The following is a 26,971-nucleotide window of genomic DNA, read 5'->3' as shown; positions in this document are numbered from 1 at the left end:
CACCCGCTTCAATGTACCGTAGGTCAACGGGAAGAGTCCCGACGAAAAATGGCTGAAACAAAGAATAGAAATATTCTTAAAATATTGTTTGTCCGGAGTGAAAAATCAGACCAGAAATAATTTTACCTGGTTAATATATATAGATGCACTAACACCAAAATGGGCGCTCAAGCAATTAGAAAACCATGTGCCTGATAACACTCATCTCTTAAAAGTATCTCTTTTGAACAGATGAAAAGACAGGTAGGAACAGATCTATTGAATTTTAACCAACATAACACAGAATACATCCTCACCTCACGTTTAGATAATGATGATGCAATCGGCCCAAAATATATCGAACTGATTCAACAAAATTTCAAGGAAAAGCATGGGGAATTCATCAATTTTTGTCAAAGATTATGCTACAGTATTGAAAAACAAGTGTTTTCGAAATACACCTATAAAAACAGTCCGTTTCTTTCCAAAATAGAGAATGTAAGTAATGGCATCAAAAGCATTTTAAACCACGACCATTCTGAAACTTTAGCGCAAACACAAATAAAAGGGTATCACTGGCTTCAGGTAATCCACGGTCAGAATATTTCAAATGGCTTACGGGGAAAGATTATAAGAGCTGCAAATTTGAAAAAACAAAATAGTTGGTTAAATCCATATAGAATTGATACACTAAATTACCTTTTAGCCAGAACACAGCAAATCTTTTCAAATGGTATCCAACTAGTAAAACGCTTAATTAAAGCAATTTTTTTCATCAAATGACCAACATCACCCTCTGCCTCCATACCGCCCAATTTCCTTACGGACTGGGCGAACAGTTTATCGAAACAGAAATCACCTATCTGGCGCAGGCTTTTGAGCGGGTAGTGATTATACCGGGCACTGCGGAAGGTAGGCCCCGCCCCTTACCCGCCAACGTGGAAGTTTGCGTGGCCGACTACAGTGGCTATACTACCGCGAAAGGGCTGCAACACGCCGGTAGCTGGATGCGCCACTGCCTTTCCGATGTGCGCCGCAGCACAAATAAAAAACTGACTTTTAGCACACTCCTGCGGGCAGGCTATCAGGCACAGGTGCTGTATACCCTTTTAAAACGCAAGCAGCTGCTGATTAATACCCTCCACTATGCCTACTGGTTTAACGAGCAAAGCACCCTGCTGGCCATCCTGAAGCAACAGCATAAGATTAATGGTTTTATCTCCCGTGCTCATGGTTTCGATTTGTATGAAGAGCGCAACCCCATGGGCTTTATCCCCTTCCGAGTTTTTCAGCTGCATTATGTGTCGAAGCTTTACCTGATTGCCGCCGACGGCCTTCACTACATGCAACAGAAATACCCGGCTTATGCCCACAAATACCAGCTCTCCTACCTCGGTGTGGAGCACAAGCATCCCTTTATAGCCAAAGCCAGGCAAGATGATACCTACACCCTGGTGAGTTGTTCGCGCGTGGTAGACATTAAGCGGGTTCACCTGATTGTGGAAGCCCTGGCACAGGTAAAAGACATACCCATCCGCTGGGTGCACTTTGGCGACGGCCCTTTGCTGGAAGAAGTAAAAAAGCTGGCCAAACAACTACTACCTGACAATATTGAGGTTGAGTTTAAAGGACAATTGCCCAATACAGCCATTTATGAATATTACCATCAACATATAGTGGATGCCTTTATCAACGTATCCTCTTCCGAGGGACTTCCTGTGTCTATTATGGAGGCCGTTAGCTATGGTATCCCTGTTGTAGCAACTGATGTAGGGGGCACATCGGAAATAATAAACCCTAAATCCGGAGTGCTATTGCAAGCAAGCCCCGCACCAAAACAAATTAAAGATGGCTTGCTTCAAGTTTTTGTCGGATATCAAAGCCCTGAAAAACGCCGGCTAGTACATGAAGTATGGAACCTTAATTTTAATGCCCAACGCAATTACTTCGGCTTTGCCAAGCTGCTAAAAAACTTAAAGATAGAATAAACAATCCCTCTATCCCACATTATTTATTTCAAGTATATAACATGCTCATCTCAATCATTATTCCCTGTTACAATGTACAGGACTATATAGCAGAATGCGTCCATTCGGCATACACCCAAACTTATCCCCACATCGAAGTCATCTGCATCGACAACAACAGCAGCGATGCCACCCGGGAAAAGCTGGAACAACTCAAACAGCAATATCCACAACTGATTATCAACAAAGAAAGCAAGCTGGGGGCTCCTGCCACCCGCAACAAAGGACTTGCTTTGGCCAAAGGGGAATGGATTCAGTTTTTGGATGCCGATGATTTGCTGATGCCCGAAAAAATTGAGCATCAAGTTGGCATGCTTAAAGAAAACCCCGATTGCAGTTTTATTGCCGGCAGCTGCCTAAAGCGCGACTTGACGGGCAAAGACACTCCCAATAGGCCGTTTGAGCGAAATCCTTTTAAAAGTCTCTTTGTCACCCAGCTGGGAAATACCTGTGCCAACCTTTGGAATCGCCGTTACATTGACCAAATTAGAGGTTGGGACGAAGCCCTCAAAAGCAGTCAGGAGGCCGATCTCATGTTCCGCCTCTTGCAACAGAATGATAAAGTGGCCTTTGATCAAGAACCACTCACCATCGTGCGCGAACGCCCCTTCGGGCAAATCTCGCAAAGCAACCACTCCGAAAAATGGCAACGCTTTTTTAACAAACGCATCGAAATAGTGGAGTGGCTGCAACACTATCAACCGGAGCATTACAAAGTCGAAAAAGCCTTTTACCAGGATGCCCTGTTTGGAATACTAAAAATAATGGCCGAAGAAGATTTTAAAACAGCCAACCGCCTGCACAAGCAATACCTAAAAGAGCACTATCGCCCCTCTCCCAACCAAACACACTCCACCAGGCCGTATGTTTGGTTATTTAACATTTTGGGGTTTCGGGGAGCGGAGCTGTTTAGGCGATGGCAAAAACAGACTAAAAAATAATTACTGGAACACCATGAAACAATTTCTGCGCTACGGCGTGTCGGGTACCTCCTATTTGCTTTGGTGTGTGTTGTATTACACCACCTGCAAGTTTGGCTCGTTAGAAACACTCCTTGCCTATGCCGCAAAGAGTAAAACAGAGAGCTTCTATGCTGTTGCACTGGGATTAGCATCCGTACCCATTGGCGTTATCATCCATCAACTTTCCGTTTCCCTCAAAAATAATATTATCGGCAGGATATGGTTCGAGTTTAGTGACCAGCCAAAACATTTTGAGATAGCAGCATTAAACCGAAACTTTGAACTGGCCAACTACTATTTGGCTAAGATTAGCAACCTGAACTCGTTTTATTATGTAAGGATAGATAATCTGTTTATTGCCCCTTTATTGGCCTTCGTAAGCACCGGGATTTTAATAAGTAAGTTTAATTGCTTCCTTATATAATTTTGGATTATTCTATCCATAACAATACTGAGTTATTTGCCCCGCATAAAGAAGGAAATAACAATTTATGAAGAAAAACTAAAAGGTCTGGCTAAATAATAAAAGATCATGAGCATCGCACTTATTTACCCCTCTAACGTTCACGCTTGTAGCTCCATAGAATTAAATATTCTCCCCTTGCCTGTCTCGACACTTCGGTAGGGAGCTATCCGCAGGACTGAGTGGAAAGTCCCATGCCTGACCGCATTCTTTTTTACCCCGTCCTACCCCTCTAACTCCCCTAAAGGGGAGAACCGGGTCGCCAAAGCCCCCTTCAGGGGGTTTGGGGGTGTAACCAAGCTGCACTTCAAGCCCCCTTTAGGGGGTTGGGGGTATGGTATTTTCGGCTAAAGCCGGATATTAACCTATCCAATACCGCAGGCTAAAGTCAGCGGCAAGTGAAAAATACATAGATACAGACATAGCAAGCCACATCACTATCAACGGCATTTATGCAGTTGAACAGACATAACTTAAAGAAATGGCCGATCAAAGGCTCGCAGCTTACTAAGCGCCTTGCCCATCCAGATGTGAGCCTGATAGTAGCATCCATACAGCCGCATGCTAAAGCCGGCGGCAAGTGAAAAATACATAGATACAGACATAACAAGCCACATCACTATCAACGGCATTTATGCAGTTGAACAGACATAACTTAAAGAAATGGCCGATCAAAGGCTCGCAGCTTACTAAGCGCCTTGCCCATCCAGATGTGAGCCTGATAGTAGCATCCATACAGCCGCATGCTAAAGCCGGCGGCAAGTGAAAAATACATAGATACAGACATAACAAGCCACATCACTAACAACCGCATTTATGTCGGTGAACAGACATAACTTAAAGAAATAGCTGTCCAAAGGATCGCAGCTTACTAAGCGCCTTGCCCATCCAAATGCGAGCCTGATAGTAGCATCCATACAGCCGCATGCTAAAGCCGGCGGCAAGTGATACATACCATCCTGCGATAATAACTAACAACGGCATTTATGCCGTTGAACCACTATAATACGAAACCTGGCTTTAGCCGAAACTACTGTTCTCCATTCCCATAGTCTAAGGAGTAGGATTTAACATTAACAAAACACATGACACAAGTAGATATTATTATTCTTAGCAACTGCATTAATTCGGAAATTTATCAGATGAATTTAAACTGTTTGGACAGTTTATTTCGATCGGAAACTGAATTCAATTTTAATGTTCTGCTTTTCGAAAGCAACAAAAACTTCAATGAATTAGAAATGTCTTACAGCACGTTTCCGAAAGTAAAGGTAATTATCCCTGATGAACCCTTTCATTTTAATAAATACCTAAACAAAGGCATCACACTCACTCAAAACTAATACATAGCTTTCTGTAATAATGATTTAATTTTTCAAAAGGGTTGGTTTAGCGCAATATATGCCACCATGAAAAATACTAATGGTCTTTGCTTTTGCCCCAAAGACCCTAAATCTAAGTGGACAAGAAGCAAGGAGTTCGATAGAGTAAAAAAAGGCTACCGCATACGAAAAGAATTTGTTGGCTGGTGTTATATTGCTAAGCGTGAATTGTTTGATACCATATCGTTACACGATGAACAATTCGATTTTTATTTCCAGGATGATGATTTTGCTTTAACCTTGCGTAAATACAATATTCCCCACTATCTGGTTCCTAATTCCAATGTCGTACATTTAGGCGGTGAAACTTCAAGTATAACAGATGGCTTTGGTTATAATGAAAAAGCGAATAAAGACAGGATTATTTTTCATAACAAATGGGGTTCGCAACGAATGATTGCCTGGAAAAATCGCTTTGCAGATTATCTGTTATGCCCTCTAAACTTAGGCTTTCTACTAAAATACATTTACTAATGATTTTCCACTCCCACAAAGGCTACCCCGAGCGTCGTAATTTTTTAAACAGCCGCTTGGTTCGATTCAAGCAATCGGTCGATGTTTTTAAACTCATCTGCCATATTTCGTTCAAATGGCTAAACAACATACCACAATGGGGCTTAAACCTGTATTGGCATCCGTTTAAATCACGCAAAGCCACCCTTCATTTTTTTAATGGCATCGCCCTGAGCCGCCAGCGTTTTGTCACCACCTTCGAAACGGCTTTGCCCCGTTTAGGTAAAGTACCCACTTGGCTAAACAGTTGGGCTGTAAAGCGCTTGGCCGGTAACGACTGCTTGGGTCTTATTGCCATTTCACAATGCACGTATAATATTCAAAAGCAGTTTTTAGAAGAAAAACACCCGCACCTAAGTGCTGCCATCATGGCTAAAACCATCGTGCTGCACCCACCACAACCTGTGTTGGTAGAGAGAGTGAGAGAGAGGGTTATCGCGCCTGTTATTTTTACCTTTGTGGGTAATCAGTTTTTTGGCAAAGGTGGCCGCGAAATACTCGCTACTTTTCAAAAGCTTCATGCTGAAGGATATAATTTTCAGCTTAACATCATTTCCAACTTTAGCCCTGATGGTTATGCCTCGCATACCACACAAAAAGACACAGAAGAGCTTAATGCGCGATTTGCCACACTACCTCCTTCCATTAGCATCATTGGCAAATTACCCAACAACGAGTTATTAACTTTGTTAAAGCAAAGCCACGTAGCCCTCATGCCCACTTATGCCGACACCTATGGTTATTTTGTATTGGAAGCGCAGGCCTGTGGTTGTCCGGTTATCACTACCGACATTCGTGCCCTGCCCGAAATCAATAACAACGAATGTGGGTGGGTAATTAAAGTACCCAAAGACACATTGGGTAATGGAGTGTTGCATATACCTGAAGAGAGAGCCATGTTCAGTAAAACCATTGAAAAAGAGCTTTACACCACCGTTAAAGAAATTTTAGCGTCACCGGAAATAATTCAGCCTAAAGCAGCGGCAGCCCTCAGGCGGATTAAGGAAGAGCATGATCCGGAACGCCATGCACAGAGGCTTGTGGAGGTTTATGGCTTAGGTAAATAGGCCTTTAGGTCGATAGATCGTTAGGCTTTAGTGTATAACAAATGAAATTCGTGTATTTTTTGGCAGAAAATATAAGCAAGCTGCCAATAGTCTTGATACTCAAATCTTGATACTTTGTACTTTTCTGGCTTGTCCAGGTTAGGATTTAGGGAAAAAGCGGTAGGCGGTTAACGGTGTGGGAGGCTAAAGCCCCCTTTAGGGGGTTGGGGGTATGGTATTTTCGGCTAAAGCCGGATGTTGGCATTTCCGCATTCCGCAGGCTAATGCCAGCGGCAAGTGATATCAAGAAGGAAACCAACCAAGCAGCAAATTAACTAACAACGGCATTTATGCCGTTGAACTGCGATAATATGTAACCAGGCTTTAGCCGAAATTTGAAAGAAAGCTAACCAAGCTGCTCTTCAAGCCCCCTTCAGGGGGGTTGGGGGTATGGTATTTTCGGCTAAAGCCTGATGTTAACCTATCCAATACCGCAGCCTAATGCCAGTGGCAAGTGATAAATACATAGATACAGACATGGCAAGCCACATCACTAACAACAGCATTAATGTCGGTGAACAGACATAACTTAAAAAAATGGCTTGTCAAAGGATCGCAGCTTACTAAGCGCCTTGCCCATCCAGATGCGAGCCTGATAGTAGCATCCATACAGCCACAGCCTAATGCCAGCGGCAAGTGAAACAAACCATCTCGGTATAATAACTAACAACGGCATTTATGCCGTTGATCAGGCATAACATAGAAACTTGGCTTCAGCCATAAATAACTATTTCATATTTTTTCATTAAGTTTATTGCTCTATATGGCTTTATCATTATCAAGAAGCAGTTTTGGGTAAAGCCTTATTATTGGTATTATGAAAATAGCTAATCAAATTGTATAAGTAAAAACGGCATTTATGCCGTTGAGCAAAAACAACTAAGCAGCAGGGTTTTATCCCATAATAAAATATAACTATGTCAAAAAATATCCTTCTCATCTTCGGTACACGCCCCGAGGCCATTAAAATGGCGCCCCTGGTAAAAGCGCTGGTTGCCGAGTCTGAATTCACTACTAAAGTATGCGTCACTGCCCAACACCGCGAGATGCTCGATCAGGTGCTGCGCCTTTTCGATATAGTGCCCGATTACGATTTAAACCTGATGAAGCCGGGTCAGGATTTATACGATATTACCTCACGTGCCTTACTGGGCATTCGGGATGTGTTAAAGGAGTTTCAGCCTGATATGGTATTGGTTCACGGCGATACCAGCACCAGCACAGCTGCTGCCCTGGCTGCCTTCTACCAGCAAATACCCGTTGGACACATTGAAGCCGGTTTGCGCACCAACAATATCTATTCTCCCTGGCCCGAAGAGATGAACCGCCAGCTAACAGGCCGCATCAGCACGCTGCATTTTGCCCCCACTGCCCTCTCGAAAAGTAACCTGCTCGAAGAAAATATAAACGAGCAGCACATAGCAGTCACCGGCAATACGGTGGTGGATGCATTGCACCTCGCACTGGAAAAAATAGAACAGTCAGCGGCCTTAAAGCAAGAGATAACTCAAACCATTGGTACACACATACCAGATATTGAAGAACAGCTAGCTGCTAAAAAGCTAATACTCATCACTGGGCACCGACGGGAGAATTTTGGCGATGGCTTTGTTCAGATGTGTGAGGCCATAAAAGAGATAGCCACCCAACAGCCGGAGGCTTTAATCATTTACCCCGTACACCTGAACCCCAATGTACAAAAGCCGGTCAATGAAGTATTAGGTCATATTGCCAACGTTCATTTGATTCCTCCTTTAGAGTATCTACCATTTATCTACCTGATGAGCCAAAGCCACTTTGTACTCACCGATAGCGGTGGCATCCAGGAAGAAGCGCCTGGTTTAGGCAAACCGGTATTGGTGATGCGCGACACAACAGAACGCCCCGAAGCCGTGGAAGCCGGAACGGTTAAACTTGTGGGAACTAATAAGGAGGTAATCATCAAAGAATCCTTGACGCTGTTGAATGATGAAGCAGCTTATCAACAAATGTCGAAAGCCCATAATCCTTATGGTGATGGCAAGGCTTGTGAAAGGATTATTGAATTTTTGAAGAAGAAGCTGTAATTGTTAACAGCATCAATTTTTTTGAAGAAAAAGTTTCGGCTAAAGCCAATATTTATATCACCAACATACCGTAGGCTTTAGCCTACGGCAAATGATATCAAGAAGGAAACCAACCAAGCAGCAAATTAACTAGCACCGGGATTTATCCCGGTGAGAAAGAAATAACCAAACAACAAGGCTTTAGCCGAAAATAAACCAAACCCATGTCTTTCATAAAAGTATATGTCCATTACGTTTGGGCAACTAAAAACAGGTTCCCATTTTTAACTAACGACATTCGCAAAGATGTATTTTCTCATATTCGGCAAAATGCAGTATCTAAAAACATCTATGTTGACTTTATCAATGGTTACACCGATCATGTACATTGCCTGATTTCGTTAAATGATGATCTTAGTATTGGTAAAATAGCCCAACTGTTAAAAGGTGAATCATCCTTTTGGATTAACCAGCAAAAGATGACATCACATAAATTTGCCTGGCAAGATGAATATTTTGCCATTGGTGTCGGAGACGACAAATTGAATGCCGTCCGAAAATATATAGCTAAGCAGGAAGAACATCACAAAAAACAGACTTTCACTCAGGAATATGAAAAATTTATAGAACGCTATGGATTTAATATCATTAAGAAATAGTTTTGGCTAAAGCCATATATTTTCAAACCTTATCCGCAGGCTAAAGCCGGCGGCAAGTCATTCACAAGGGATTTGAAGCATTACTAACAATGGCATTCATGCCGTTGATTTACAAAGCACCTAACAACAAGGCTTTAGCCGAAAATTAAACGAAGTCACGCTCTGTCTTTCTTTCAGGGGAGCCACAAAATACAAACTCTGCGCCTTTGCGCCTCTGTATTAAATTTTTAATTATGCAAACACCAAAAGTATCCATCGTAGGCATGGGCTACATCGGCCTGCCAACCGCTGCTCTTATTGCAGGCAAGCTAATTGAAGTATGCGGTTACGATATTAACCCCGCAGTGGTGGAAACCATCAACAAGGGCGAAATCCACATTATCGAACCCGGCCTGCAGGAGCTGGTGCAAAAGGGTCTTCTTACAGGTCACCTAAAAGCAAGTAGCACCCTAAAGCAGGGCGATGTGTACCTGATCGTGGTGCCCACACCATTTAAGGGGAACAACGAACCGGACATTTCCTTTGTTGAAGCGGCCACAAAAAGTGTCCTGCCACTGTTAAAAGAGGGTGATTTGTTTATCATTGAGTCCACCTCGCCGGTGCTGACCACCGAAAAAATGGCGGAATTGATATTTCAAAAGCGCCCTGAACTAAAAGATCAAGTACATATCGCCTACTGCCCCGAGCGCATCCTGCCAGGTAAAGCTCTGGAAGAATTGGTGGCTAACGACCGCGTGATTGGCGGCATCAATGAAGCCTCCACGCAAAAAGCCATTAACTTCTACCGTTTGTTTGTAGAAGGGCAGCTCCACCCGACCAATGCTCGCACGGCAGAGATGTGTAAGCTGGTAGAGAACTCATCGCGCGATGTGCAGATTGCTTTCGCCAACGAACTGTCTATTATCTGTGATAAAGCCGGTATTAATGTATGGGAGTTGATTGAATTGGCCAATAAGCACCCACGGGTCAATATTCTTCAACCGGGCTGTGGCGTGGGTGGCCATTGTATTGCGGTGGATCCCTGGTTTATTGTGTCTGATTATCCAGAGCAGGCACATGTTATTCGTCAGGCACGTGAAATCAACGATTATAAAGCCGATTGGTGCGTAGAGAAAACCTTAAAAACAGCATTGGAGTTTGAAGTGGAGCATGGGCGACAACCTGTGATTGCCTGTATGGGTCTGGCCTTTAAACCCGATATTGACGATTTGCGCGAGTCACCTGCCAAATACATTACTTCCCGCATTGTAGCGGAGTCGCGTGGCGAAGTATTAGTTGTTGAGCCAAATATAAAGTCCCATGCGAGCTTTAGCTTGTCAAAACAGGCTGATGCCTTAGCAAAGGCAGATATTATTGTATGGCTGGTACGGCATTCGGCCTTCATAGATACTGCCATCGATAAGCTGGAACTTGATTTTTGTGGTATCAGAAAATAGCTTTGGCTAAAGCCTGACTTTCATCTTGCACATTTTATCCGCAGGCTAAAGCCTGCGGCAAATTATGCACAAGGGATTAAATCATTACAAACAATCGCATTTATGCCATTGACTGACGACAACCTAACAATACGGTTTTAGTCAAAAATTCGCTATATTTAATATACGCAGGTTAAAGCCTGTAGTAAGTGATACTAGCTATCCATAGATAATAACTAACAACGGCATTTATGCCGTTGACAAACTATAAGCAAGTAATCAGGCTTGAGCCGAAAAATAAAACCTACACCATGTCATTCATCAGTGTTTATGTCCATTATGTATGGGCAACTAAAAACAGAATTCCTTTTTTAACTGATGAGATTCGTAAGGATGTATTTTCTCATATTCGCAATAACGCCGAATCGAAAAACATCTTTATAGATTTCATCAATGGTTATATGGATCATGTGCATTGTCTGGTTTCGTTGAATGATAATCTTAGTATTGGCAAGATAGCTCAATTACTAAAAGGCGAATCATCCTTTTGGATTAATCAGCGAAAACTAACTGCAACGAAATTTGCATGGCAGGACGAATATTTTGCCATTGGTGTAGGTGATGATAGCTTGAATACCGTCCGAAAATATATTGCCAACCAGGAAGAGCATCATAAAAAGCTGACCTTTGCGCAGGAATATGAAAAATTTATTGAACGCTATGGATTTAATATCATTAAGAAATAGTTTTGGCTAAAGCCATATTACTATCATTTAATATCCCGCAGGCTAGCCTTCGGCAAGTCATTCACAAGGGATTAAATCATTACTATCAACGGCATTTATGCCGTTGATCCCACACAACCCAAGAACACTGCTTTAGCAGAAAACTTTACAGGATAAGCCCCTTTCAGGAGGTTGGGGTAATAGCTTGGACGTAGAGGCCAAAACAAAACACATCTATGCAAAATAAAATCACCTACTTCACTTTTAACGACCCTCCCAGCGGAGTCTACAACAGTCAGGTTATCGAAGTGGTCAAGTACCTGAATACGCTTGATTCAAAGCTTACGGTACAGCTCCTGGCAATTATTTCGCCACGGGGTTTTCGCACAAACCGGGCAAAGATCAAACAGCTTAATCAACAGGCAGTGGTACTGCCGGCCTTAGCTCCTCTAAAATATTGGCAGCAAAACAAACTACTTTTGTGGCTAATCAAACCTTTCTTAACCACCCGTAAAATTATTTGTCGTGGTCCCATGGCGACCTGCCTGGCTATAGACGTATTTAAAAATAAATCAGTTGTTTATGATGGACGTGGTGCTGTCTTTGCCGAGCATGAGGAGTATGCCGTATTTGAAGGTAGTGGTATTGAAAACCAATTATTCGCCATCGAAGAGAAAGCCGTTTTAAAAAGTCATTTCCGCATTGCCGTAACCCTTCAACTGACTGAATACTGGAAGGAGAAATTTGGCTATGCATCAAACCAACATGTGGTGATCCCATGCACTGTGTCGCAAAGTAAAAGGTTATCGCCTATCCCTGATGAAGTCAAAAGCTTTATAGAAGCCAACAAAAACAAAACCCTGTTTACATTTGCCGGTGGCAATGGTAAGTGGCAGGGCATCGACCTCTTAGTGTCATTTTTAACACAGCAACTACAAGCGAATAAGCAGGCAGCTGCTCTGTTATTATGTCCGGCCACAGATGAATTATTGAATTTCCAAAGGCAATTTCCAAAACAGGTATTACTGACTACTGTAGAACCGGATCAGGTGCATACAGCCATCAGTCTGTGCGATTATGGTCTACTACTCCGGCATCAAACAATAACCAATAGCGTAGCTTCACCTGTTAAGGTGGCAGAATACCTGATGGCAGGCCTAAAAGTAATTATTTCACCCAATATCGGAGACTATTCTTCCTTTATCCAACAAGAAAACTGTGGTTGGGTTGATAGAGATAATGACCACGTTGCTTTAAAAAAAATAACACGGGAAAAAAGGCAACATAACCAAGCTATGGCACAAAAATATTTTAGCAAAAACTCAACTACTGTAATTAGTGCCTATAAAAAAGTATATGGTTAGAAGAACATATCTTTTCAACAATCTAATTAATTCCCACAACATTATATGCATCCCTTTTTAAACCTGTCAGGTTTAAAAAAGGTTAAGTATAATTAATTGCATCAATTAAAGCAGCCACCGCCAAACCGCACACCGGTCACCGCCATACCCTACAACCTAAATCCTATACCCTATTGATCAATCAATTTAACGATCTATTGACCCAACTTAATTTGCTAAAAAAGGTATAAAAGCGTATTTTGGTATAAACCACATGAACAATATTACCCGGAAAATAAAACAGTTGCTGGCCACGGGCGAAGGACTATGCATCGAATTTAAAAAAGCAAACAGCGGTCTTCCTTCAAACCTGTTTGATACGGTTGTTGCCTTTCTCAATCGTAGTGGTGGGGAAATACTGCTTGGTGTGGAAGACAATGGACAAGTGGTAGGAATAGAAAAAGAACTGGCCGGACAGTATCAAAAGCAAATCTCGAACCTGAGCAACAATCCACAGTTTTTATATCCCTCCTTTTTAATTGACTCAAAAGTAATAGATTACAAGGGTAAGACCATTCTTTATCTGTACATCCCGGTTTCCTCTCAGGTTCATAGGCATAAGGGTAAAATTTATGACCGGGGTGCCGATGGCGATTTTGAGCTAAAAAATGATGAACAAATACGGCAGGCCTATATTAGGAAGAGTAGCCAATATTCCGAAAACAAAATTTACCCCTTTGTGAACGAAAATGATTTTGCCGATGGTATTGTTGAGCGGGTAAGAAAAATGATACGTATCTATCGTCCCAACCATCCCTGGAATGAACTGTCTAATGATGAGTTTTTCAAAATAACAGGCTTGTTCCGGCGTGATATTAGTAGCGGAGAGGAAGGGTTTACTTTGGCAGCCATTTTATTGTTTGGGAAAGAAGAAATAATCCATAGTGCCCTACCCCATTACAAGATCGATGCTGTTTTAAGACGTGAAAATACAGACAGGTATGATGATAGGGATAACATTCGTTGTAATTTGATTGAAGCCTATGACCGGATTATGGCATTTGTAGGAAAACACTTGCCCGATAAGTTTTATTTACAAGGAACTCAACGTGTTTCGCTACGCGATAAAATATTCAGAGAGGTAGCAGCAAATATGCTGATCCACCGCGAGTATAGCAACGCCTTCCCTTCTTCATTTATCATATATGCCGATAAGGTTATTGCCCAAAATGCCAATAAGGCAAAGCACTTTGGAAGGCTGGAGCCGGGTACTTATAAACCTTTTCCTAAAAACCCGGATATAGCCAATGTTTTTACACAAATCGGACATAGCGAAGAGTTAGGAACCGGCATACAAAATGTATATAAATATACGGAAGCCTACTCGGGTAATACAAAATAATTTTTAATGAGGAGGATATATTCGTTACCGAAATACCGCTTAAGCAATCAATAAAAGCAAGTGGAACACTAAATGACGAATTAAATGACGAATTAAATAAAGGCCAAAAGCTCGTGTTGCAATATATTATGCACAGCCCCGGAAAACAGGGGAAAGATATAGTACATGATTTGAACATACCCTTTGGAACCATTGATCGGCATATTCGATTTTTACTTAAACTTAACCTTATTGAACGAAGGGGGAGTAAAAAAACAGGCGGTTATTTTGCTCTTTAAATACCGAATACATTACCCCCCTATACCCTATTTCCTAAATCCTATCCCCTATTCACCTAACAATCTAATAATCTAACCCCTAAAGCAGCTCTGCTGCGTCCTAATAACTAATACCTAACTTCATGACCATCGCACTCCTCACCGACGGCTTCTACCCTTTTACTTTGGGTGGCATACAAAAGCACAGCTACTACCTGGCTAAGTACTGGGCCCGGCAAGGTGTAAACGTACATATCTTTCATCCCAATCAGGCAGACGATGTAAGCTTACAGGCGCATTTTACCGCGGATGAGTTGCAGCGCCTGCAGTTTCATTTTGTAAAGCACCCGTCCTCGCCCTCATTTCCAGGGCATTATGTGTACAATAGCTACTGCTATTCCAAAGCCCTTTACAAGGCTGTCAGTGACAAAAGCTATGATGGCATCTACGCTCAGGGCTTTACCGGGTGGTACATCTTAAAACAACACCCCCAACACCCCAGGGTAGTCACTAACCTGCACGGGTTGGAGATGTACCAAAAGGCCATTAACCGGAAAAATAAGTTAGAACACCATTTATTACGTATAGCTGCCAAACCGATTATCAAGCATTCCAACAAACAAATTTCTCTGGGCGGCAAGCTAACACCTCTATTATATCAACAGGGTGCCAAAGCGGGTTCGGTGTTTGAAGTGCCCAATGCCATATCGCCGGAATGGCTGCAAGAAATAAAACCTGACAGGTTTGCGTTTCAAAACATCAATAAACCTGTCAGGTTTCAAAATACTATCCGCCGCTTTATCTTCATCGGCCGTTACGAACGCCGCAAAGGCATAGAGGAGATTAATACCGTGGCACAGCAATTAACAGCAGAAGGCAGCGCCTTTGAGCTCCATTTTATAGGACCGATACCAGAGAATAAAAGGTTGGATTTAGGAGATAATGAAAAGGATATAGGGCATAGGGCAAAGGGTATAGGGCATAGGACGAAGGGCATTGGTGATAGGGCGAAAAGAAACACTACAACCCTAAACCCTAAACCCCACAACCTAAACCCCAAACCCTACAAAACAAACCCTAGCGACCTATCAGCCTATCGACCTAATTACCTACACTACCACGGCACCATCACCTCCCAGCAAACCATACAAACATTGCTGCACGAGAGCGATGTATTGCTTTGCCCCTCCTACTCCGAAGGCATGCCCACTGTGATACTGGAGGCTATGGCCTGTGGCTGTGCCCTTATCGCCACCGATGTGGGAGCCTCTGGCGAACTGGTGGATAAAAACAATGGCTGGTTGATATCAGGTGATATTGTGAGTGGGCTTAAAAACGCAATGATGGAAGCCATGTCGGTTGACGATAGTGAGCTGCAGCAAATGAAAGAAAACGCCTATAATAGAGTAAAAGAGAAATACACCTGGGATGTAGTGGCACGCAGAACCTTGGAGCTGTTAGGTTGGTAGGTTTTAGGTATGCTCCCCTTGGGGAGCTGTCCGTAGGACTGAGGGGGACTTGACTCTCTCATCTTTCTTTCAGAACTTTCTCGGATGCAACGCGTCTCAAAAGAAAATAACTGGTACCACAACCCTTACCTGACTGAACGAGCCAGGAGACTGCGTAAGCGCTTTACCAAATCAGAAGCCTGCTTGTGGAAATATGGCCTAAAAAACAGTGCCATGGGTGTTAAGTTCCTACGTCAACGACCCGTGCTGCATTACATTGCCGATTTTATGTGTCGCGAGTTATTGCTCATCATCGAGTGCGACGGGGCAAGTCACCTGGTGGAAGGTGCTGCCGAAAGAGATCAAAAGCGTGATAAAGACCTTGAGGCCATCGGTTTTAAAGTACTTCGCTTTGAAGACGGGATGATACTCAACGACCTATCGCTAACGCTAAGCATCATCGAGCAAGTAATTGAAGAACGAAAAACTATGCTCCCCCGGGGGAGCTGTCCGTAGGACTGAGGGGGTATGCTCCCGTGCCTGTCCCGACCCTTCGGGAGGGAGCTGTCCGCAGGACTGAGGGGGAAAGTCCCCCATCCCGCTTCGCGTACTTCCCCCAAAGGAAGATGATCCCATCGCCTTGCAGGTACTTCCCCTGGGGGAAGTGACCCACCCGGATAGGGATTTAAGTGGCTCGGATAAGTGTTTTCTGACATTCAGATAGGAGATAAAGTGGCCCAGATAGGAGGTTTACCTTGTGTAATGATTTTCTATTAAACAAGGATAGGAGTTTTCACCCATCCAGATAGGTGTTTGACGTGCCCAGATAAGAGCTAAGCCCAATCAGATAGCAGTTTGCCCCATGTAACACTATCATACTACACGGGGCAAAACAAAAAAAATACCCAAACCACCAGGACGTTATCGAAGCGTTACTCAGCTTTCGCTTTTCGGTTCTTATCCCGTAAAAAGCGACTACCATAGCCAACTAAGCGGCGTTCGTCGCGCCAGAAAAGATATTTACCCGCATCGCGTATGGCATCCACGTAGGTTTTTAGCAGGGTGTACATGCGGTTACGGATCAGCAGGCTCTCGTTGGTCTCAAATTTCTCGCCATTGGCCATGGCCCGTATATCGGCCAGCTTAGCCGAGGTAGCAGCACATTGCTCCAATAGTGCCATATCGAAGTTAATGGCCTGCAAAGGCTCGGGGTTTGATTGACCCAATATGGCCAGATCGTTCAGGTCCTGAATCATATCGGCGTTGCTCGATCCTTCGTTGATGGCACTTACCCTGCCCAGCAAATCGTCATCCTTACGGTAAGCATAACGGAAGGCATGCACCATACGGTCGCGCAAGTCAAAGGCCTCCGGTGCCTCATCGGCCCATTGTTGCTCGGCATCCTGGCGGGTCTTCTGTTCCTCGCTCCAGATGGATTGTGCCTGCCGCAATCCACCGGCTGCCCGGTTCAGTAAATCGAAATAGTCCTCGGGAACACCGGCTCCCATCAGGGCTTCTTTGTCTTTTTGGCACCACTGGTGCAAATCTTCCGCCTCCTGACTGTAGATACCCACGGGTATGGAAGGCGTTTTAATGTCCTCAAGTGAAATGGCCTGTGCCAAGGGCAGCGAGGCCTCGTAATCTTGCAAGTTACACATAGCTCATTGTTTTTGATTATGGTGCTCACCGGGCTCCTTTACCACCTCCTACCGGAAGTCCGCCAAGGAGTTATCTGTGAGCCTCAATAATTCACAAAAAATACAAGCCCGTTCAAAAGAATTTTAAGAAAACCGTCGTTATTGGTCTTTTTTTCGAACGCCTCGCAACTTAATAAATGGATGTCTGTTAAGATGCGAGCCTGAATTAACCATCGTGTGAATCGGCTACAATATCAAAGCAGTTTAAATAGCGAGGGCATTTGTTTGGTACACATCCATTAGAATATGGTTTCGGGTAAAGCCATCTATTGGCATTACAGCATTCCGCAGGCTAAAGCCCGCGGCAGAGGCCATATCACTAACAACGGCATTTATGCCGTTGACATCCAAGAAACTTTGCAGGATAATGAAACTTTTATTTCTTCAATTTTATCTATCTTAGAACAACAAACGAATAAAGGTTTACGTGTAAATGCCATTTAAACAATGTAAGAATCTGAACGACCATTCAAAATTTGAACACATGGATGAATTAAAGGACATACGCTGGCAACAGCGCTTTGAAAATTACGAACGCTCATTTAAATTATTGGAGTCGGCTGTTAATAAAGGAACAGATACCATTTTAGAACGTGCCGGCCTGATACAGTTTTTTGAAATGAGTTTTGAACTGGCATGGAAAGTACTCAAAGATTACCTGGAGGCCAATGGCACAGAGGTGAAAAGTCCGCGCGAAGCCATCAAAACGGCTTTTCAGCAAGGTTTAATCGAAAATGGGCATGATTGGATAGATGCACTGACCGACCGTAATTTAACCGTACACACCTATGATGAAGCTACAGCCCTGCTCATCGAAGGCAAAATAACAGGTATCTATTTTCCTTTGCTCAAGGAGCTTTACTCAACTTTTAACCGAAAAATATAAATGCGATGTACGGATTAATGCAGCGCGATATGGATGCCTTGATACATCACCTGAAGAATATAAAGGGTATTGAAAAAGCTTGGCTGTTTGGTTCACGAGCCATGGGTAATTACAAACCGGGTTCAGATATTGACATTGCTGTGATGGGCACCAATATTAGCAACCACGATATACTATATGCCATTGATGCACTAAATGAAGAGGAGCCTATACCCTTTTTTATTGAGATAATAGATTTTAACAAAATCGATAATAATAAATTAAAAGCTCATATTCTTAACGAAGGACAAATACTGTTGGATGTTGAAAATCAGCAATAGAGAGGCTGTTTCATTAAATAAGTTCTCCTCCTTTATATACTTATGCCTATCCCACAAAACCTGTAGGGAAGCTGTCCTTATAAAAAGCAACCTTAGATCATCACTAACAACGGTATTTATGCCGTTGACCAACCACAACCCCGCTTTAGCCGAAATCAGCAGGCTAAAGACTACAGCGAGTGATAATAGCATTAATACACATGGAAGAAGCCATATAACTAACAACGGCATTCATGCCGTTGACTAACCACAGTCAAACCATCCGGCTTTAGCCGAAAATAAGCGCTAATCACAAATCGACCACCTATATTCCGAGTTCTGTTACTTCTGAAATCAGTTGAGAAAAAATCTGGAACGCATCTTCAGCAGCAGATTGCTTAGTATGCTACGTTCCTTAACTGACGATCCACAAGCTATTAAAATCATCAGTTATAATGTACGATTATTTGCCGTACATTTGTAAAAAGCTAAATGGAATGGATGCACAGATAAATAAAGATGAGCGAATTGTTATCAGGATATCCTCACATGACAAGCAGGTCTTTAAAAAAGCACAGCAGTTAAGTGGCGACAAGTCGTTTAGTAGTTTTATTGTTCGAATTGTAAAAAAGCAAGCAGAAAAAATTGTTGCTCAAAATGATAGAATTATTGCCAGCGAAAGAGACAGAGCCGCATTTTTTGAGGCCGTATTTGGAAATGGAAAACCCAATTCGAATTTACTGAAAGCGGCTGAAAAGTATAAGTCTCAAACGGATACCGAGTGAAAATACAACTCTTAGCACACACACATAATAGAAAAAATTTTGTGGGTGAAGAATCAACATTAACTGAATATATCAGGAAACAAGTAAGTCAGGATATTCGAAAAAGGCTGGCCACCTGCTTTGTGGTTATCGATGAAAAACAAAATGTTATTGGCTACTACACTTTAACAAGCGAAAGTCTGGGTAGAGATGTAATCCCTCTCAAATATTTAAAGAAAATGCCCAAAGGCTATAATGCACCTGTTATTTTATTAGGCCGACTGGCAAGAGATATTAAAACAAAAGGAAGCGGACTGGGCGAACATCTTCTTTTAGATGCACTATTCAGGAGCTACAAACTATCGAACGAGAGTATTGGGGCAATGGCAGTAATAGTGGATCCAATAAATGACAAAGCCTTTAACTTCTATAAGAAATATGGATTTGAACAACTACCTGACAGTAAAAAATTATTTCTCCCAATGAAAATAATTGGACAACTAATAATATGGATTGCAGCTTACTAAGCGCCTTGTCAATCAAGATGCGAGCCTGGTAACAGGAAGCACCGGCTAAAAAGTCAGGAACGTATTCTGATTACCAACTTTGCTATCAATCTATTCTCCCGTGCCTGTCCCGACCCTTCGGGAGGGGAGCTGTCCGTAGGACTGAGGGGGAAAGTCCCGCTTCGCGTACTTCCCCAAAAGGAAGATGGCGCCATAAACGCAGAAAAAAAATACTTTACGAGCTTGGTGATTCTATTTTTTCCCGTCTGAGCCGGGACAGGTTGTGCGAGCTTTGCGATTAAAATCAGTAATCGGCATTATATGTACAGTAACAAACCCAAAACGTAACCATCATATCCAAATCCGCACACCGTAGCACCTCAAACCCTAATCCTATAACCTAAGTCCTATATCCTATTAACCTATCGATCTATTGACCCATTGACCTATCAACCTATTGACCTATCAACCTATTGACCTAACAACCTATAAATCGAACAAGCATATATTTATTACAACATCATGACAAATACATTTAGCAATATTTTAAAGAATAATACATTCTTCTACTCCTTATTAGGAGCTTTCGCTCTATGGCACCTATGGAGTCTGAACTACAGTCCCCTCCCCTGGTTCGATGAGACCTTCTATGTATCCATCACCAGAGCACTACTCAGTGGCAAAGGCTTTATGTTGGAAGTATGCCCTATTCAAACCGGCGGTAAAGAGGTATTAACCTATGGCCCCATCTATTTTTTGCTTACAGGCTTATCCTTTTTACTCTTTGGCACAGGTATTTTTCAGTTTCGGATAGTAGCTCTTCTTTTTGCGGCTTTGAGTCTTTTTGTTTTTAATCGCATCGCATCCCAACTAAGCATGAGTAAGACCATACGCCGTGTTTTATTGCTGCTTCTCATCGTTGATGTCATCACTGTGCAAAACAGCCATAGCGGACGCATGGATATGGTAGCCTTATTTTTTGGTTTACTGGCCTGGTGGGCCTATTTACAACCCGGCAAGCATCGTAAACACATCCTTATTATGGCCATTGCCGGAGTAGCAGCCGTGTTGACTACGCCCCGCATTGTGGTGGTAGTCTTCCCGCTTTTTATCTACGCCTTGTACCAGTTCATCCGCTCAAAGAAGATGTTGCATGCCGGCCTTATTACACTGCTGCCTGCTTTGGTTTATTTTATTTGGATTGTCGTAGCCTTTGGTTCCATCACTGGATTCATTGAACACTTTACCGGCCCGGCTATGGAAGACAGTGATGCTGCCAACAGCATCTTTAACTATATGGGTGGGAACCTGTACATTCCCTTTTACCAATGGCCTGTAATCCTTACCGCTTTCCTTAGCGCTGGGCTTATAGCGGCCAAACGGCACAAGTTGTCCATCCTGTTTTTGTTTGTCTTACCCATCTTATCCTTTTATATTGTGGTGGCCGATACCGGAGCCTACAGTGCCTTGATCATGCCCTTTTGGTATATGATCATTGGACTGGGACTAACACTTATCAGCCAGAGGAAAATCACTCAGGTGAGCCGCATAGGTGTTTACGGAATGGTGCTAATCATCGCCCTGTGCAACACGGGTATTTTTACCCTTAAAGCGGCCACTATCATCGGCAGCCAGGCCATACGCGACCCACAGCCCCTTCAGGAATGGGTCAATACGCACATACCGCAAAACTCCAAAATAGTGGGTGATGACCGCTTTTACTATGCCTGTATCAAAAACCAATGTACATATCAATACATCGACCGGGTGAAAGACCCTGCTACGCGTGCCCGTTTTCATCTGAACCACTTCCAGCCCGATTATCTGTTTATATCCGGCCAAACAACACAGGCTGTGATCGATGCTTATAAACAGGAATTTACCTTTCTGGAATCGGTAAGTTATGTTCCCACTGAGGAATCTTCTTTTATCACCACCCTCATTAAGCGTTTACCCATTCCCATTCAGTCGAGCTACGAAGGAACTTTGATACGGGTAAAGCCAAAAAAATAAACTTAAAAGGAGAGAAGGAAACTAAAGGATCGCAGCTTGCTAAGCACCTGAAATATCAAGATGCGAGCCTGAAAAACAATAATCAGTGTGTCGGTATTCAGTAATCGGTAGTATGCATCAAGCAAAAACATCTTTGCGACCTTTGCGCTTATGCTTCGGCTACGCTCAGCATACGGAGGAACCGCGATGTACGCTAAGAAGGCGCTAAGAGCGCGGAGAAAAAATCCTTTGCGTCCTTTGCGATTTAATTTTCTTCGCGACCTTTGCGGTTATGCTTCGGTTACGTTCATCATACGAGGAACCGTGATGTACGCTAAGATGGCGCTAAGTACGCAGAAAAATAACCTCCGCGCTCTCTGCGGTTAAATTTCACTCCGTGCCCTTTGCGGTTAACGAACCACAAGCTGTTCCGGCTCAAATAAAAAACATAACAGCACCCTAATTATTGACTCAGATCTTTATTTTAGCGTATCTTTAATACAAAAATACAACATCAATGAACAAACAGGCTATTATAAAAGATACGATACAAACTTTAAACAGATTACCGGCGGATAAGGTAAACCAGGTACATGATTTTGCTGAATATCTACTAAGCAAACTGGATGACAGCCTTATTGCAGAAGGAGTGCAAAAGCTTTCTTCAGCATCGAAAGCCCTTGACTACCTATATGAAGAAGAAGATTTGTATTCTGTGAATGATCTGAAAGAAAGATACAAATGGTCTTAAAAAAACATCAGTTGTAAGACTCAATAAAATAGCTACAATAGATAAAGAACTGGCATTAGGCAAATTGGGCAACATGACACGTAATGAGATAGACACATTGAATTCGAAACTTATGGAATTATTCAAAATTAACTGATGCTCATATATTGAATAGCCCACTACCGCTCCCGGCATTATTGCTAAGGTAAACTATTATAAATCACACAAAGGAAAAAACCCTTGCCTTCTTTGCGATTCAATATCCTTCGCGTTCTTTGCAGTTATGCTTCGCCAGCACTCAACATACAAGAAAACCGCCATGACGCTAAGAAGGCGCTATGTACGCTATAAAAACTCTTTGCGTCCTTTGCGATTCAATTACCTTTGCGGCCTTTGCGGTTACACTTCGGCTACGCTCAGCATACGGAGGAACCGCGATGTACGCTAAGAAGGCGCTAAGAGCGCGGAGAAAAAATCCTTTGCGTCCTTTGCGATTTAATTTTCTTCGCGACCTTTGCGGTTATGCTTCGGTTACGCTCAGCATACGGAGGAACCGCGATGTACGCTAAGATGGCGCTAAGTACGTTATGAAAAAATTCTTTGCGGCCTTTGCGTTTCATTTTCCTTTGCGTTCTTTGCGGTTAAGTTTAAACCACAGAGTTACACTGAGTAGTTTTTTAAAATAACTTACACAAAGAAAATAAAAAAACTCCGTGGTACTCTCCCGAATAAGGGACAGGCAGTGCCTTACTCTGCGATACTCAGCGGTTATACTTCTGCTACGCTCAGCATCCAATGAAACCACAGAGTGGCACAGAGTAAATAAAAAAATTCGCGTTACTCTGCGTTAAAATTTTAACTCCGCGTTACTCCGTGGTTAAACATGAACAACATAAACAATAATCCCCCATGGGCTATCTCTACATTTTTGGCTGCATCCTGTTTACTGTTTACGGACAGCTAGCGCTTAAATGGCGCATGAACCTCAAAGGTCAATTACCGGAGCAGCTAACAGACAAGCTGTTTTTTATGGCCAAACTATTCTTAGACCCCTGGCTACTAAGCGGCTTTGCTGCTGCCTTTGTAGCTAGCCTGTTTTGGATGGCCGCCATGACCAAATTCGAAATTTCTTTTGCCTACCCCTTTATGAGTCTCGCCTTTGTTTTGGTGTTGCTATTAAGTGTGGGTATATTTGGCGAATCGTTTACCTGGGGCAAAGTAGCCGGACTGCTGCTTATTATTGCCGGTATTATTGTAACTGTGAAATTATGAAGAAGATCTATATATCGGTCGTTGTACCACTTTATCGCTGCAGTGCATCTATTGCTCAATTGAGCAACCGTCTTGTTGAAACACTTCAATCAATTACTTCCGATTTTGAAATAATTCTGGTCAACGATGCAAGTCCTGAAAATGATTGGGAAAAAGTTCAGGAACAAACTGCTTCTGATCAACGAATCAAGGGCGTTAACCTTTCCAGAAACTTTGGGCAGCACTATGCTATTCACGCAGGATTAAAACACGCTACTGGTGAATGGATTGTTGTAATGGACGGCGATTTACAAGATCAACCGGAAGAAATCCCCGCTTTCCTGGAGAGAGCAAAAGAGGGTTATGATATTGTATTAGGCAGACGAGTTGAACGCCAGGATAACTTTTTAAAAAAGAATATGTCGAAATGGTTTTATAAGACGCTTGCTTATCTAACCGATACTGAACAAAATGCAGAGGTAGCTAATTTTGGCATTTATCATCGCAAAGTAGTTAATGCCATTTTATCTATGAAAGATAAAACGCGCTATTTCCCTGCAATGGTTAAATGGGTTGGTTTTTCAAGAACCGAAATAAAAGTAGCTCATGCTGCCAGAGAAGAGGGCCAAAGTGGGTATAATTTTAAAGCCCTGCTGCGACTTGCTTTGAATACCATATTATCATTTTCTGACAAACCACTTCGTTTAACTGTAAAGCTAGGGATCTACATCTCTATATTTTCTTTCGTATTTGCTATATATACATTCATTCGAGCCTTAAATGGAGAAATTGATGTAATTGGTTACAGCAGCTTAATTATTTCTATCTGGTTTCTGGCCGGTGTAATCATAACATTGTTAGGCATGCTGGGTTTATATATTGGCCGCATTTTTGAACAGGTGAAAAACCGCCCTACATTTATAGTTGAACAGTTAATAAACTTCGACGAATGATAAAATATTTGGAATGGGATTCTCATTTTTTTAAGAAAAAAATTGGCTCTTGTAAAGTTTCAATACTAACTGAGGCAACTTTGATTGATTTATTCCATGAAAAAACAAATAAAAATTATGACTTAATTTATCTATTTACACAAGAGACAGATAAAAAAGCAAAAAAAACTCTTGAAGAAAGATACATTAAAATTATCGATAAAAAAGTAACCTATATCACTCACCATATTTCGACAAGTAATCAACCCACGGATTTCATAATACACTACAATGGTATCATATCTGAAGAATTGCTTCAACTTACTTATTTAAGTGGGCATGAAAGTAGATTTAAAAAAGACCCCATCTTAAATGAAAAATTTGAAGCGCTCTATCAGCAATGGATTGAGAAGTCTTTAAGAGGGCAAATGGCTGATAGTGTTTTTGTAGCTTCAATCGACAATCATATAAGAGGTTTTGTGACTGTTAAAAAAAATAGCAATATGGGTCAAATAGGTTTAATAGCAGTTGACCCGTCATATCATGGCCAAGGTATTGGTGGTGCATTAATAAAAGCTGCTCACAAGTGGTACGCTAAAAACGGAATAACTCAAGCATCCGTTGTTACCCAGTTGGATAATACAGGAGCCTGTAAACTATACACAAAATCAGGCTATAATGTCGCTCATACTCAATTAATTTACCATATTTAAATGCACCCCTCCAAGCGAATCTATTTCCCCAACCTGAATGGCCTGCGTTTTATCGCGGCCTTTTTGGTGATTATTCATCATATCGAACAGTTCAAGGCCATTTTTCAGCTTCCCTCCTATTGGACGGGCGATGCGCTTATTAACAAGTTTATTCGCATTGTGGGCGGACAGGGAGTCATCCTGTTTTTTGTGCTGAGTGGCTTCTTAATCACCTATTTGTTGCTGGCCGAAGAACAAAAAATAAACACCATTAAAATAAAGAAGTTTTACATGCGGCGCATATTGCGGATATGGCCCCTTTACCTCGCCGTGGTACTTCTGTCGCTGTTTGCTTTTCCTCATATCGAATTATTAAGCCTGCCGGGTTTTCCTATTGAGGAGGTCCAATCCAATTTGGGGCTTAAACTATTTCTGTACCTCTTCTTCTTTGCCAACCTGGTATTGGCCTTGCTGGGCATCATCCCCTACGCCTCGCAAACCTGGAGTATTGGCACCGAAGAGCAGTTTTACCTCCTATGGCCAGTGGTAATTCGCTATATTAAAAAGAACCGTCTTTTACTGATGGTTGCCATTGTAATTGGCTATAATGCAATCCGCATGTTGCTGGCATCGCCGGTTTCGTTATCATTACCCTACCATACTATTTTGAGGGAGTTTTGGGCAGGATTTAAAATTGATACCATGGCCATCGGTGGCTTTTTCGCAGTGATGCTGTTTGCTCATCACCCCCCCCAGTTGTTAAAATTACTTAAAAACAGGGTGGCTTTTAACCTAGCTATCGCGTTTGCAGTCACTAACTACCTGTTGGGTATGTATTACCCCTACATCAACAACATTGTTTACTCGGGCTGTTATGCCATAATCATATTAAATTTTGCGGCCAACCCCAATATCAAAATCAAGCTGGAGAATAAGCTCTTCAATGCATTGGGAAATATCTCCTACGGATTGTACATGCTACACCCAATTGCCATCGTGCTATGCATCAAGCTTGCCCTGCAGTACGGGCTGGTCAGCAATTGGTTTCTCTACCCGGCCAGCACACTTTTAACCATTGCCATGGCACAGCTCAGTTACCATCGATACGAGAAAATATTCTTAAAATTCAAATCAAAATTTGCCATTATAAAGAGCGGCAGTAAAGAGTAGTGAGTTTTGAGAGGTGAGTTTTGAGAGGTGAGTATTGAGCGTTTATTTTGCGCTTATACTTCGGCGGTGCTCAGCAAACGAAAATAAACCACAGAGTTACACAGAGTATTTTTTTAAAATAGGAGTTACACAAGCTGTCCCGGCTCAGACGGGAGAGAAATTAAAAACTCCGTGGTACTCATTTGTTAAACATTATACTCTGCGTTACTCGGTGTTTAACACCACGATACCCTGCGGTTAGGCTTCTGCTACACATAACATACCAAAAAGAAACATTCGTATTTTGTCCTCCAAAAAAAGGATTAAATTTGTGACTTTTATAAAAA

The 26,971-nt window shown here is 42.4% G+C and carries 28 protein-coding genes; 27 read left to right on the top strand and 1 reads right to left on the bottom strand.

All coding sequences use genetic code 11. The features are described from left to right. The first annotated feature begins 52 nt into the window (after window positions 1–52). The 15 genes from ACRD7A_RS03970 to ACRD7A_RS03900 all read left to right on the top strand — a co-directional run bounded on the left by ACRD7A_RS03970 (window position 53) and on the right by ACRD7A_RS03900 (window position 16,242). Window positions 53–235 (top strand): glycosyltransferase, encoded by a 183-nt coding sequence (locus ACRD7A_RS03970; protein ID WP_430811210.1) that lies wholly within the window; start codon window positions 53–55, stop codon window positions 233–235. Further along, entirely contained in the window at window positions 232–762 is a 531-nt protein-coding gene (locus ACRD7A_RS03965; RefSeq protein WP_430811113.1) for a hypothetical protein, read from the top strand. Before ACRD7A_RS03970 ends, ACRD7A_RS03965 begins: the two co-directional genes overlap by 4 nt. Next, a complete protein-coding gene (locus tag ACRD7A_RS03960) occupies window positions 759–1,967 on the top strand; it encodes a glycosyltransferase (RefSeq protein WP_430811112.1) in 1,209 nt (402 codons plus the stop codon). Before ACRD7A_RS03965 ends, ACRD7A_RS03960 begins: the two co-directional genes overlap by 4 nt. A gap of 41 nt (window positions 1,968–2,008) precedes the next feature. Beyond that, the gene (locus tag ACRD7A_RS03955; protein WP_430811111.1) at window positions 2,009–2,947 is read left to right on the top strand and encodes a glycosyltransferase family 2 protein; all 939 of its coding nucleotides are present in this window, start codon (window positions 2,009–2,011) and stop codon (window positions 2,945–2,947) included. Between the two features lie 13 nt (window positions 2,948–2,960). Next, window positions 2,961–3,392, top strand: coding sequence for a hypothetical protein (locus ACRD7A_RS03950; RefSeq protein ID WP_430811110.1), 432 nt, complete (start codon window positions 2,961–2,963; stop codon window positions 3,390–3,392). Between the two features lie 1,448 nt (window positions 3,393–4,840). Beyond that, window positions 4,841–5,287, top strand: a complete 447-nt coding sequence (locus ACRD7A_RS03945; protein WP_430810995.1) for a hypothetical protein — start codon at window positions 4,841–4,843, stop codon at window positions 5,285–5,287. Further along, window positions 5,287–6,393, top strand: coding sequence for a glycosyltransferase family 4 protein (locus tag ACRD7A_RS03940; RefSeq protein WP_430810994.1), 1,107 nt, complete (start codon window positions 5,287–5,289; stop codon window positions 6,391–6,393). The genes ACRD7A_RS03945 and ACRD7A_RS03940 overlap by 1 nt, the downstream gene beginning before the upstream one ends. Before the next feature lie 956 nt (window positions 6,394–7,349). After that, the gene (wecB, locus tag ACRD7A_RS03935) at window positions 7,350–8,498 is read left to right on the top strand and encodes a non-hydrolyzing UDP-N-acetylglucosamine 2-epimerase (RefSeq protein ID WP_430810993.1); all 1,149 of its coding nucleotides are present in this window, start codon (window positions 7,350–7,352) and stop codon (window positions 8,496–8,498) included. Window positions 8,499–8,701: 203 nt separating this feature from the next. Continuing rightward, complete coding sequence (gene tnpA / locus ACRD7A_RS03930) at window positions 8,702–9,136, top strand: IS200/IS605 family transposase (RefSeq protein ID WP_430810992.1); 435 nt, start codon at window positions 8,702–8,704, stop codon at window positions 9,134–9,136. 233 nt (window positions 9,137–9,369) lie between these two features. Further along, on the top strand, window positions 9,370–10,572 hold the full coding sequence (gene wecC, locus ACRD7A_RS03925; RefSeq protein WP_430810991.1) for a UDP-N-acetyl-D-mannosamine dehydrogenase: 1,203 nt from the start codon (window positions 9,370–9,372) through the stop codon (window positions 10,570–10,572). Window positions 10,573–10,862: 290 nt separating this feature from the next. Beyond that, window positions 10,863–11,297 carry an IS200/IS605 family transposase gene (gene tnpA / locus ACRD7A_RS03920; RefSeq protein WP_430810990.1) on the top strand — a complete coding sequence of 145 codons (435 nt, stop codon included), beginning with the start codon at window positions 10,863–10,865 and terminating at the stop codon, window positions 11,295–11,297. Window positions 11,298–11,512: 215 nt separating this feature from the next. Then, window positions 11,513–12,640 (top strand): glycosyltransferase family protein, encoded by a 1,128-nt coding sequence (locus ACRD7A_RS03915; protein ID WP_430810989.1) that lies wholly within the window; start codon window positions 11,513–11,515, stop codon window positions 12,638–12,640. A gap of 253 nt (window positions 12,641–12,893) precedes the next feature. Next, window positions 12,894–14,021 carry an AlbA family DNA-binding domain-containing protein gene (locus tag ACRD7A_RS03910; RefSeq protein WP_430810988.1) on the top strand — a complete coding sequence of 376 codons (1,128 nt, stop codon included), beginning with the start codon at window positions 12,894–12,896 and terminating at the stop codon, window positions 14,019–14,021. A 400-nt stretch (window positions 14,022–14,421) separates the two neighbouring features. Next, window positions 14,422–15,747 (top strand): glycosyltransferase family 4 protein, encoded by a 1,326-nt coding sequence (locus ACRD7A_RS03905; RefSeq protein ID WP_430810987.1) that lies wholly within the window; start codon window positions 14,422–14,424, stop codon window positions 15,745–15,747. A gap of 84 nt (window positions 15,748–15,831) precedes the next feature. Next, complete coding sequence (locus ACRD7A_RS03900; protein ID WP_430810986.1) at window positions 15,832–16,242, top strand: endonuclease domain-containing protein; 411 nt, start codon at window positions 15,832–15,834, stop codon at window positions 16,240–16,242. A 416-nt stretch (window positions 16,243–16,658) separates the two neighbouring features. On the opposite strand, the gene ACRD7A_RS03895 is transcribed toward ACRD7A_RS03900, so the two are convergent. Continuing rightward, window positions 16,659–17,384 carry a hypothetical protein gene (locus ACRD7A_RS03895; RefSeq protein ID WP_430810985.1) on the bottom strand — a complete coding sequence of 242 codons (726 nt, stop codon included), beginning with the start codon at window positions 17,382–17,384 and terminating at the stop codon, window positions 16,659–16,661. Between the two features lie 285 nt (window positions 17,385–17,669). On the opposite strand from ACRD7A_RS03895, the gene ACRD7A_RS03890 reads away from it, so the two are divergent. The 12 genes from ACRD7A_RS03890 to ACRD7A_RS03835 all read left to right on the top strand — a co-directional run bounded on the left by ACRD7A_RS03890 (window position 17,670) and on the right by ACRD7A_RS03835 (window position 26,645). Beyond that, complete coding sequence (locus ACRD7A_RS03890) at window positions 17,670–17,867, top strand: hypothetical protein (protein ID WP_430810984.1); 198 nt, start codon at window positions 17,670–17,672, stop codon at window positions 17,865–17,867. A 40-nt stretch (window positions 17,868–17,907) separates the two neighbouring features. Beyond that, on the top strand, window positions 17,908–18,309 hold the full coding sequence (locus tag ACRD7A_RS03885) for a nucleotidyltransferase substrate binding protein (protein ID WP_430810983.1): 402 nt from the start codon (window positions 17,908–17,910) through the stop codon (window positions 18,307–18,309). A 5-nt stretch (window positions 18,310–18,314) separates the two neighbouring features. After that, on the top strand, window positions 18,315–18,629 hold the full coding sequence (locus ACRD7A_RS03880; RefSeq protein ID WP_430810982.1) for a nucleotidyltransferase family protein: 315 nt from the start codon (window positions 18,315–18,317) through the stop codon (window positions 18,627–18,629). 476 nt (window positions 18,630–19,105) lie between these two features. Continuing rightward, the gene (locus ACRD7A_RS03875; RefSeq protein ID WP_430810981.1) at window positions 19,106–19,393 is read left to right on the top strand and encodes a type II toxin-antitoxin system TacA family antitoxin; all 288 of its coding nucleotides are present in this window, start codon (window positions 19,106–19,108) and stop codon (window positions 19,391–19,393) included. Next, the gene (locus ACRD7A_RS03870) at window positions 19,390–19,899 is read left to right on the top strand and encodes a GNAT family N-acetyltransferase (RefSeq protein ID WP_430810980.1); all 510 of its coding nucleotides are present in this window, start codon (window positions 19,390–19,392) and stop codon (window positions 19,897–19,899) included. Before ACRD7A_RS03875 ends, ACRD7A_RS03870 begins: the two co-directional genes overlap by 4 nt. A 501-nt stretch (window positions 19,900–20,400) precedes the next feature. Then, entirely contained in the window at window positions 20,401–21,891 is a 1,491-nt protein-coding gene (locus ACRD7A_RS03865; RefSeq protein ID WP_430810979.1) for an ArnT family glycosyltransferase, read from the top strand. Window positions 21,892–22,387: 496 nt separating this feature from the next. Further along, a complete protein-coding gene (locus ACRD7A_RS03860) occupies window positions 22,388–22,621 on the top strand; it encodes a hypothetical protein (protein WP_430810978.1) in 234 nt (77 codons plus the stop codon). Window positions 22,622–22,649: 28 nt separating this feature from the next. Then, entirely contained in the window at window positions 22,650–22,757 is a 108-nt protein-coding gene (locus tag ACRD7A_RS03855) for a hypothetical protein (RefSeq protein ID WP_430810998.1), read from the top strand. A 752-nt stretch (window positions 22,758–23,509) separates the two neighbouring features. Continuing rightward, window positions 23,510–23,872, top strand: coding sequence for an EamA family transporter (locus ACRD7A_RS03850; RefSeq protein ID WP_430810977.1), 363 nt, complete (start codon window positions 23,510–23,512; stop codon window positions 23,870–23,872). Continuing rightward, window positions 23,869–24,804, top strand: a complete 936-nt coding sequence (locus tag ACRD7A_RS03845; protein WP_430810976.1) for a glycosyltransferase family 2 protein — start codon at window positions 23,869–23,871, stop codon at window positions 24,802–24,804. Before ACRD7A_RS03850 ends, ACRD7A_RS03845 begins: the two co-directional genes overlap by 4 nt. Then, window positions 24,801–25,496: a GNAT family N-acetyltransferase gene (locus tag ACRD7A_RS03840; protein WP_430810975.1), complete on the top strand. Its 696-nt coding sequence runs from the start codon at window positions 24,801–24,803 to the stop codon at window positions 25,494–25,496. The genes ACRD7A_RS03845 and ACRD7A_RS03840 overlap by 4 nt, the downstream gene beginning before the upstream one ends. Then, the gene (locus ACRD7A_RS03835) at window positions 25,497–26,645 is read left to right on the top strand and encodes an acyltransferase family protein (RefSeq protein WP_430810974.1); all 1,149 of its coding nucleotides are present in this window, start codon (window positions 25,497–25,499) and stop codon (window positions 26,643–26,645) included. The last annotated feature ends 326 nt before the right edge of the window (window positions 26,646–26,971 follow it).

It is taken from the genome of Carboxylicivirga longa (genome assembly GCF_050589825.1).
Taxonomy (GTDB): domain Bacteria; phylum Bacteroidota; class Bacteroidia; order Bacteroidales; family Marinilabiliaceae; genus Carboxylicivirga; species Carboxylicivirga longa.
Note: the sequence above shows the minus strand (reverse complement) of the source record. Positions and strands in the feature narration are given on the sequence as shown.

Bases quoted from the DNA above. Each gene is read 5' to 3' on its own strand.
- wecB (WP_430810993.1), top strand. From the start codon at position 7,350: ATGTCAAAAAATATCCTTCTCATCTTCGGTACACGCCCCGAGGCCATT.
- ACRD7A_RS03965 (WP_430811113.1), top strand. From the start codon at position 232: ATGAAAAGACAGGTAGGAACAGATCTATTGAATTTTAACCAACATAAC.
- ACRD7A_RS03945 (WP_430810995.1), top strand. From the start codon at position 4,841: ATGAAAAATACTAATGGTCTTTGCTTTTGCCCCAAAGACCCTAAATCT.
- ACRD7A_RS03875 (WP_430810981.1), top strand. From the start codon at position 19,106: ATGGATGCACAGATAAATAAAGATGAGCGAATTGTTATCAGGATATCC.
- ACRD7A_RS03915 (WP_430810989.1), top strand. From the start codon at position 11,513: ATGCAAAATAAAATCACCTACTTCACTTTTAACGACCCTCCCAGCGGA.
- ACRD7A_RS03960 (WP_430811112.1), top strand. From the start codon at position 759: ATGACCAACATCACCCTCTGCCTCCATACCGCCCAATTTCCTTACGGA.
- ACRD7A_RS03845 (WP_430810976.1), top strand. From the start codon at position 23,869: ATGAAGAAGATCTATATATCGGTCGTTGTACCACTTTATCGCTGCAGT.
- ACRD7A_RS03880 (WP_430810982.1), top strand. From the start codon at position 18,315: ATGTACGGATTAATGCAGCGCGATATGGATGCCTTGATACATCACCTG.
- ACRD7A_RS03890 (WP_430810984.1), top strand. From the start codon at position 17,670: ATGGTTTCGGGTAAAGCCATCTATTGGCATTACAGCATTCCGCAGGCT.
- ACRD7A_RS03840 (WP_430810975.1), top strand. From the start codon at position 24,801: ATGATAAAATATTTGGAATGGGATTCTCATTTTTTTAAGAAAAAAATT.
- ACRD7A_RS03905 (WP_430810987.1), top strand. From the start codon at position 14,422: ATGACCATCGCACTCCTCACCGACGGCTTCTACCCTTTTACTTTGGGT.
- ACRD7A_RS03865 (WP_430810979.1), top strand. From the start codon at position 20,401: ATGACAAATACATTTAGCAATATTTTAAAGAATAATACATTCTTCTAC.
- ACRD7A_RS03940 (WP_430810994.1), top strand. From the start codon at position 5,287: ATGATTTTCCACTCCCACAAAGGCTACCCCGAGCGTCGTAATTTTTTA.
- ACRD7A_RS03900 (WP_430810986.1), top strand. From the start codon at position 15,832: ATGCAACGCGTCTCAAAAGAAAATAACTGGTACCACAACCCTTACCTG.
- ACRD7A_RS03850 (WP_430810977.1), top strand. From the start codon at position 23,510: ATGGGCTATCTCTACATTTTTGGCTGCATCCTGTTTACTGTTTACGGA.
- tnpA (WP_430810990.1), top strand. From the start codon at position 10,863: ATGTCATTCATCAGTGTTTATGTCCATTATGTATGGGCAACTAAAAAC.
- wecC (WP_430810991.1), top strand. From the start codon at position 9,370: ATGCAAACACCAAAAGTATCCATCGTAGGCATGGGCTACATCGGCCTG.
- ACRD7A_RS03885 (WP_430810983.1), top strand. From the start codon at position 17,908: ATGGATGAATTAAAGGACATACGCTGGCAACAGCGCTTTGAAAATTAC.
- tnpA (WP_430810992.1), top strand. From the start codon at position 8,702: ATGTCTTTCATAAAAGTATATGTCCATTACGTTTGGGCAACTAAAAAC.
- ACRD7A_RS03950 (WP_430811110.1), top strand. From the start codon at position 2,961: ATGAAACAATTTCTGCGCTACGGCGTGTCGGGTACCTCCTATTTGCTT.
- ACRD7A_RS03835 (WP_430810974.1), top strand. From the start codon at position 25,497: ATGCACCCCTCCAAGCGAATCTATTTCCCCAACCTGAATGGCCTGCGT.
- ACRD7A_RS03895 (WP_430810985.1), bottom strand. From the start codon at position 17,384: ATGTGTAACTTGCAAGATTACGAGGCCTCGCTGCCCTTGGCACAGGCC.
- ACRD7A_RS03910 (WP_430810988.1), top strand. From the start codon at position 12,894: ATGAACAATATTACCCGGAAAATAAAACAGTTGCTGGCCACGGGCGAA.
- ACRD7A_RS03860 (WP_430810978.1), top strand. From the start codon at position 22,388: ATGAACAAACAGGCTATTATAAAAGATACGATACAAACTTTAAACAGA.
- ACRD7A_RS03955 (WP_430811111.1), top strand. From the start codon at position 2,009: ATGCTCATCTCAATCATTATTCCCTGTTACAATGTACAGGACTATATA.